The organism is Amycolatopsis sp. NPDC039088 (assembly GCF_055598845.1).
This window is the reverse complement of the sequence record NZ_JBVKAE010000064.1, coordinates 21,938-29,267: the sequence shown is the minus strand read 5'-3', so window position 1 is coordinate 29,267 and position 7,330 is coordinate 21,938. Positions and strand designations below refer to the sequence as shown.

Genomic DNA, 7,330 nt, shown 5'->3' with positions numbered 1-7,330 from the left:
GGAAATAGGGACGTTGAGTGTCCCTATTTCCACACACCCCTCCCGGATCTGGTCGTCACAGCGCACCCGAACCAACGTCCTCCCGACTTTGCCGGGACCCTGACGCTCAAGGCAGGGTCCCGGCAAAGTCGGGACCGTGCAGGTCGGGGGCCTCTTCGTCATGGCGCAGGCCGACGTCTATCCCCGGTTGCGAAGCTTGATCAACAGAACTTCAGGGGGCATGCCCCTGAACCCGGTGCACTCGAGTGTGGAGGATTGGGGACCTTCACCGTCCCAAATCCTCCACACTCGGACCCCGCAGGCATCAGCGATGCCACATCCAGACCACCAAGAACAGCGCCGACCAGCAACTCTGCGACTTGCCGCGACCCTGACCTTGAAAATAGGGAAGGAGGCCTTCACGGACAGACCACAGCGGGCCTACTCCCCCGGCTGGATGCTCTTTTCGAAGTAGTCGGCCAGTTCGCCCGGCGTCGGGTTCTGCCCTTCGGCCGGGACCTGGTAGATGAAGCCCACCAGCGGCCGGTCGGTCACGGTGAACACCAGCACGGCCGCGTTCCGCCCGGCGGCCGAGGAGTACTGGCCTTCCAGGGCGTTGCCCGCCCACTTGGCCTCGGTGCGGTCACCGCCGGCGAAGGCGAGCAGCTGGTCGGTGTAGGCCTTGAGCTTCTCCGGGGAGTCGCTCTGCAGGTAGGTCACCTGGGTGCCGGCGCGGCCCGGCGCGGAGCAGGTCGACGTCACGCCCAGGTCTTCCGCCGGTTTCGCCGGTCCGTTGCCCATCCCGGGCTTGCAGTCACCGGTGTCGGCGATCTTGCCGGCGAGCTGGCGCAGGCAGCCGGTGAGGCCCTTGTCGTCGGCCGCGCCGGGCGCCTTGCACTCGTCGGCGGTGTAAGTGGTCACCGACGAAGAGGTCAGGAAGTACACGAGCCCGGCGGCGATCAGCACGACGACGGCCGCGATCGCGCCGATGACGAGGGGCTTCTTCTTGCTCGCGGTCGCCTTGTCGCCGGTGTCGCCGCTGGCCAGGGAGTACGTCGGGAAGTTCGTCGGTGCGGGCTGCTGCTGCACCTGCTGCGGGCCGCTGTTCGGATAGCCCGACTGCGGGAAGCCGCCGGACTGACCGGGGCCGGACTGGTAACCGGGGATCGACGCGACCTGCTGCGGAGGCGGCGCGTACGGACCCGAAACGCCGGGGTGTGCGCCGGTTCCGGCCGCGACCTGCCCTTCCACCCCCTGTGTCCGGGAGCTGATGCCGTCGGAGGCGACATGCTGGGCGCCGAGGGCGACCGCGGTCTCGGGCTGGTCGAGGCTGCCGGGTACGACGCCGAGCTTCTCCGCGATCAGGCTGCCGACCAGCGGAAGCCTGCTCGAACCGCCGACTAGGTAGATACCCGCGAGCCGGTCCGGCGTCATCCCGGCCGAGCGGACCACCCGCGCCATCAGCTCGACACTGCGCAGCATCGACGGCCGCACCAGCGCCTCGAGCTCGCCGCGGGTGACGAGTACGTCCTCGAACGGCTCCGGCATCGGAACCTCGGTCTGCGGGTGCCGCGAAAGGGCCTCCTTCGCCGCCTTCACGTCCTCTTGCAGTGCGCGTCGCGTACGGCGGTCCGGAGTGGACTCGGGCCGCAGAACCCGCTGCCAGCGCTGGGGATCCTTGTGCGAGACCTCGCGGCCGACGTGCACCAGCAGCGCCTGGTCGACGTCGAGGCCGCCAAGGTCGGGAAGGCCGTCTTCGGCGACGACGGTGAAACCGCCGTTCGGGGTGGCGCCGACGATGGCGACGTCGAAGGTGCCGGCACCGAGGTCGTACACGGCGAGCGCCTGTCCGGGGGCGAGCGTCTTGCCGGGGAACGACGCGAAATGCGCCGCCGCGGCGACCGGCTCGGGGACGAGCACCAGATTGCCGCCCATCCCGGCGAGCCGGGCGGCGGACAGCAGCACGGTGCGGCGGGTCTGGCCCCACTGCGCGGGATGGGTGAGGCGGACCTCGTCGGGCAGTTCGCCGCCGAGCTGGCGGGTGGTCTCGTCGAGGACGCGGCGCAGGATCGCGGCCAGCACCTCGGTGACCGGGATGACATCGGTGCCGAGCAGCAGCGTCTGCTCGTCGATGCGGCGTTTGGGGTTGGGCTCGAACCGGGTCGGGTCGAGCCGGGCACGGCGTTCGGCGTCGCGGCCGACCATGATCGTGCCGTCTTCGGTGGCGAACACCGCGGAAGGCATGTTGGCCGAACCGTCGACCTCGACCACCCGCGGCGGCCTCCCGTGCGCCGAAAGGACGGCCACGGTGTTGGACGTCCCGAGGTCCACCGACAGGATCCGCACAGCTCTTTCCCTTCACAGACGAACGGCGACCGCCCCAGCACTGATCCGGTCGCGCTGGCCGTGATGCTCCCATGAGCGAGGTCACCGTACGTGCGGAACCCGCCGAACTCGTCCCCGAGCGGGTGCCTTGTCACAGGCCTCGGTGTCTGTCGGTGAACCCGCTTCCGCGATCGACGTCGGCAGGACGCGGCCTGGTGATCAAGGTGGAGCTGGTCTCCTCGGGCGCCCTGCCACCGCGATAGCGGGGCCTTCGGCCGTGGCGGGTTCACGCGTTCGGTCCTGTTCGCAGGTCCATCTCAGCTCCGCCGACAAGCCTCGGAGCGAAACTGTCGGGGGTCCGGCGCACTATGGAGGGCGTGGCAGACGTACTCGACCTCTTCTCCCCCGCGACCAGGGACTGGTTCACCGGGGCCTTCGCCGCGCCCACCCGCGCGCAGGAAGGGGCTTGGCGAGCCGCGCACGCCGGGGAACACGCGCTGGTCGTGGCCCCCACAGGGTCCGGTAAGACACTGTCGGCGTTCCTCTGGGCCCTGGACAGGCTGTCGGTCGAACCGCCGCCCGCCGAGCCTCGGAAACGCTGCCGGGTCCTCTATGTCTCCCCGCTGAAGGCGCTGGCCGTCGACGTGCAGCGCAACCTGCGGGCTCCGCTGGCCGGTATTTCCCAGGCGTCGCGGCGGCTGGGACTGCCGGTGCCGGACATCGGTGTCGGCATGCGCACCGGCGACACCACGGCCGCCGAACGACGCTCCTTCGGCAAGACACCGCCGGATGTGCTGGTCACCACACCGGAGTCGCTGTTCCTCATCCTCACCTCCTCCGCCCGCGACTCGCTGCGCGGCGTGGAGACGGTGATCGTCGACGAGGTGCACGCGGTCGCCGGCGGCAAACGCGGCGCGCATCTGGCTCTTTCACTCGAACGGCTCGATGCGCTGCTGGAAAAGCCTGCCCAGCGGATCGGCCTGTCGGCGACGGTCCGCCCGATCGACGAGGTCGCTTCGTTCCTCGCCGGTGGCAAGCCGGTCACCGTCGTCCAGCCGAAGCTCGCGAAGACGATCGAGGTCCGCGTCGAAGTCCCGGTCGAGGACATGTCCAATCTCGACAGTCCTCAGGGTCCGAAGCAGAACGAAGACCTCGACGCGGGTCTCGCCCGGCTGCCCGGTTCGCTGGAGGAGATCGACGGCGCACCGCGAAGGCCGTCCATCTGGCCCGCGGTGGAGGAGCGGGTCCTCGAACTGATCCAGTCCCACCGGTCGACGATCGTGTTCGCCAATTCGCGGCGGCTGACCGAGCGGATGACGGCCCGGCTCAACGAACTCGTCGCGGAACAATCCGAACTGGAGCCCGACCAGCGGTACCCGGCCGAAGCGATCGGCCAGTCCGGGCTCACCACGGGCGCGGCGCCGGTGATCGCGCGGGCGCACCACGGCTCGATGTCGCGGGAGCAGCGCACCCACGTCGAAGAGGAACTCAAGACGGGCCGTCTCGCCTGTGTCGTGGCGACGTCCTCGTTGGAACTGGGCATCGACATGGGCGCGGTGGATCTCGTCGTGCAGATCGAGGCGCCGCCGACGGTCGCTTCGGGACTGCAGCGGGTCGGCCGGGCCGGGCACCAGGTCGGCGCGGTGTCGAGCGGGGTGATGTTCCCGAAGTTCCGGGGCGACCTCGTCTCCTGCGCGGTGGTCGCGGAACGGATGGCGTCCGGATCGATCGAGGCGGTGCGGTACCCGCGCAACCCGCTGGACGTGCTCGCGCAGCAGATCGTGGCGATGGTGGCTTTGGAATCGTGGACGGTCGACGACGTGGCCGCCCTCGTTCGCCGCGCGGCACCGTTCGCCTCCCTTCCGGACGACGCGTTGCTGGCGGTCCTCGACATGCTCGCCGGCCGGTATCCGAGCGAAGAGTTCGGTGAACTGCGCGCCCGGATCACCTGGGACAGGGTCAGCGGCGAACTGCACGGCCGCCCCGGTTCGCAGCGGCTCGCGGTGACCTCCGGCGGCACGATCCCCGATCGCGGCCTGTTCACGGTGATGACGCCGGGCGCCGACGACAAACCCGGGTCGCGGGTGGGTGAACTCGACGAGGAGATGGTCTACGAATCCCGCGTCGGGGACACGATCCTGCTCGGCACCTCCTCCTGGCGGGTCACCGACATCACCCACGACCGCGTGATCGTCGTGCCCGCGCCGGGTGAGCCCGCGCGGATGCCGTTCTGGAAGGGCGACGCCCCCGGCCGCCCGCTGGAACTGGGGCGGGCGCTGGGCGCGTTCGTCCGCGAACTGTCCACTTCGGAACCGTCGGTGGCCAGGGAGCGCGCCGCCGTCGCCGGGCTGGACGAGTACGCGTGCGACAATTTGCTGGCGTACCTGGAAGAACAGAAGTCGGCGACCCGGCACGTCCCGAACGACAAGACCGTCCTGCTGGAACGGTTCCGCGACGAACTCGGCGACTGGCGGGTCATCCTGCACTCCCCGTTCGGTGCTCAGGTCAACGCACCGTGGGCGCTCGCGATCGCGGCCCGGCTGCGGGAGAACCGCGGGGTCGACGCGCAGGTGGCGCATTCCGACGACGGCATCGTGCTGCGCCTGCCCGAAGCCTTGGACTCCGAGGGCTCGGAAATCACCATCGGCGTCGAAGACGTACTGCTCGATCCGGAAGAGGTCGAGCAGCTGATCGTGGCCGAGGTCGGTGGTTCGGCGGTGTTCGCCGCGCGATTCCGGGAGTGCGCGGCACGATCGCTGCTGCTCCCCCGCCGGGATCCCCGCCGCCGCACCCCGCTGTGGCAGCAGCGGCAGCGCGCGTCGCAACTGCTTTCGGTCGCGGCGAAGTACGAGCGGTTCCCTGTGGTGCTGGAAGCGATGCGGGAAGTCCTGCAGGACGTGTACGACGTCGGCGGGCTGCGCGAACTGATGGCCGACGTCCGGTCGCGGAAGGTCAAGCTGGTCGAGGTCGAGACGCCGTCCGCGTCGCCGTTCGCGCGCAGCCTGCTCTTCGGCTACGTCGGGATGTTCCTGTACGAGACCGACGCCCCGCTCGCGGAACGGCGCGCGGCGGCGCTGGCATTGGATTCGACACTGCTGGCCGAGCTGCTCGGCACCGAGGCGATCCGGGAACTGCTGGACGCCGAGGTCGTCGCCGAAGTCGAGCGGTCCCTGCAGCGGCTCGATCCCGACAGGCATGCCCGCAACGCCGAGGAGGCCGCGGATCTGTTGCGGTTCCTCGGCGATCTCTCGATCGAGGAGGCGGCCGCACGCGGTATCCAGCGGGAATGGCTGGAGGAGCTGGAAGCCGCGCGGCGGGTGCTCCGGGTCCGCATCGGCGGCGGTGAACGCTTCATCGCGATCGAGGACGCGGGCCGGGTGCGGGACGCGCTGGGTACCGCGTTGCCGGTCGGGGTACCGGAGGCGTTCACCGAGCCGGTCGAGGATCCCGTCGGAGACCTGCTGTCGCGGTATTCGCGCAGTCGCGGCCCGTTCAGCGCGCGGCAGGCCGCCGAGCGGTTCGGACTCGGGACGGCCGTGGTCACCGGCGTACTGGACAGGCTGACCGCACAAGGCAGGCTGGTCCGGGGTGAACTGAGCCCGGTCGGGCATCCGGAGACCCACGGCGTCGGGGTGGAATTCTGCGACGCGTCGGTGCTGCGCAGGCTACGGAGGGCGTCACTGGCGCGGCTGCGTGCCGAGGTCGAACCGGTCGAACCGGCGGCCTTGGGCCGGTTCCTGCCGTCGTGGCACGGCATCGGCGCGCGAGTGCGTTCGGCGCCGACGGCGGACGACGTGCTGTCCGTGGTCGAGCAACTGGCCGGGGCCCCGCTGCCGGCGAGTGCGGTCGAGTCACTGATCCTGCCGAGCAGGCTGCCCGGGTACACGCCGTCGCTGCTCGACGAACTGACCACGGCGGGCGAGGTCACCTGGTGCGGATGCGGTTCCCTGTCCGGCGGGGACGGCTGGCTGGCGCTCGCGCCGACGGACGTCGCCGATCTGCTGCTGCCCGACCTCGACGACGATCTGCCCTCCGGCCCGCTCCACGAGGCCATTCTGTCCACTTTGGAGGGTGGGGCGCAGTTCTTCCGCCAGCTCGTGGACCGGGCGTCACCGCTGGTCGAAACCCCGCCCAACGACGGTGAAGTCGTTGCCGCGCTGTGGGATCTGGTGTGGGCCGGACTGGTCACCGGCGACACGCTCGGCCCGTTGCGGGCGCAGGTCTCCGGTTCGGGCGCGGCGCACAAGCCACGACGGCAGGCTCCTCGCGGCCGGTACGCGCGGCTTCGGGCCGGACGACCGGCGATGCCGTCGCGCACCGGTCCACCGACGGTCGCCGGACGCTGGGCGCTGACCCCGGAACGCGCGCCGGACCCGACCAGGCGAGCGCTCGCGCGGACGGAGGCGTTCTTGGAACGGCACGGCGTCCTCACCCGCGGCGCGCTCGACACCGAGCGGGTGACCGGCGGGTTTTCCGGGATCTACAAGGTTTTGCGTGGGATGGAGGACTCGGGCCAGGTCGTCCGGGGCTACGTCGTCGAGGGACTCGGAGCCGCGCAGTTCGCGGCGAAGGGCGCCGTCGACAGGCTGCGCGCGCAGTCCGGGAACCAGCGCACCACCCGGGAGGGTGCGGTCGTGCTCGCCGCCGCCGACCCGGCCCAGCCTTACGGCGCCGCGTTGCCGTGGCCTGCCGCGACGGGTGACACGAAGCACCGTCCCGCAAGGAAAGCGGGGGCGCTGGCGGTGCTCGTGGACGGTGTCCCGGCGATGTACGTCGAACGCGGCGGACGGTCGCTGCTGAGTTTCACCGAGGATCAGGAGACCTTGCGGTCGGCCGCGCGGGCACTGTCCACAGCGGTACGGGAAGGCTGGCTGGGGCAGCTCGCGGTGCAGAAGGCCGACGGTGAGGTGGCGCTCACCTCCGAGCTGTCTGCGGTGCTCCAGGAGGCGGGATTCCGGGCGACTCCGAAGGGCCTGCGCCTGCGGGCCTAGAATTGCCGCTCAGGCCGGCGGAAAAAGGACGTTCG

2 protein-coding genes are annotated in these 7,330 nt (G+C 70.6%); one reads left to right on the top strand and one right to left on the bottom strand.

The features are described 5' to 3' along the window. Positions 1 to 420: 420 nt before the first annotated feature. Positions 421 to 2,325, bottom strand: a complete 1,905-nt coding sequence (locus ACZ7KI_RS41660) for an Hsp70 family protein (protein ID WP_470278515.1) — start codon at positions 2,323 to 2,325, stop codon at positions 421 to 423. Positions 2,326 to 2,672: 347 nt separating this feature from the next. Between ACZ7KI_RS41660 and ACZ7KI_RS41655 the strand changes: the two genes are divergently transcribed. Beyond that, a complete protein-coding gene (locus ACZ7KI_RS41655; protein WP_470278514.1) occupies positions 2,673 to 7,295 on the top strand; it encodes an ATP-dependent helicase in 4,623 nt (1,540 codons plus the stop codon). Positions 7,296 to 7,330 lie beyond the last annotated feature (35 nt).

Bases quoted from the DNA above. Each gene is read 5' to 3' on its own strand.
- ACZ7KI_RS41655 (WP_470278514.1), top strand. From the start codon at position 2,673: ATGGAGGGCGTGGCAGACGTACTCGACCTCTTCTCCCCCGCGACCAGG.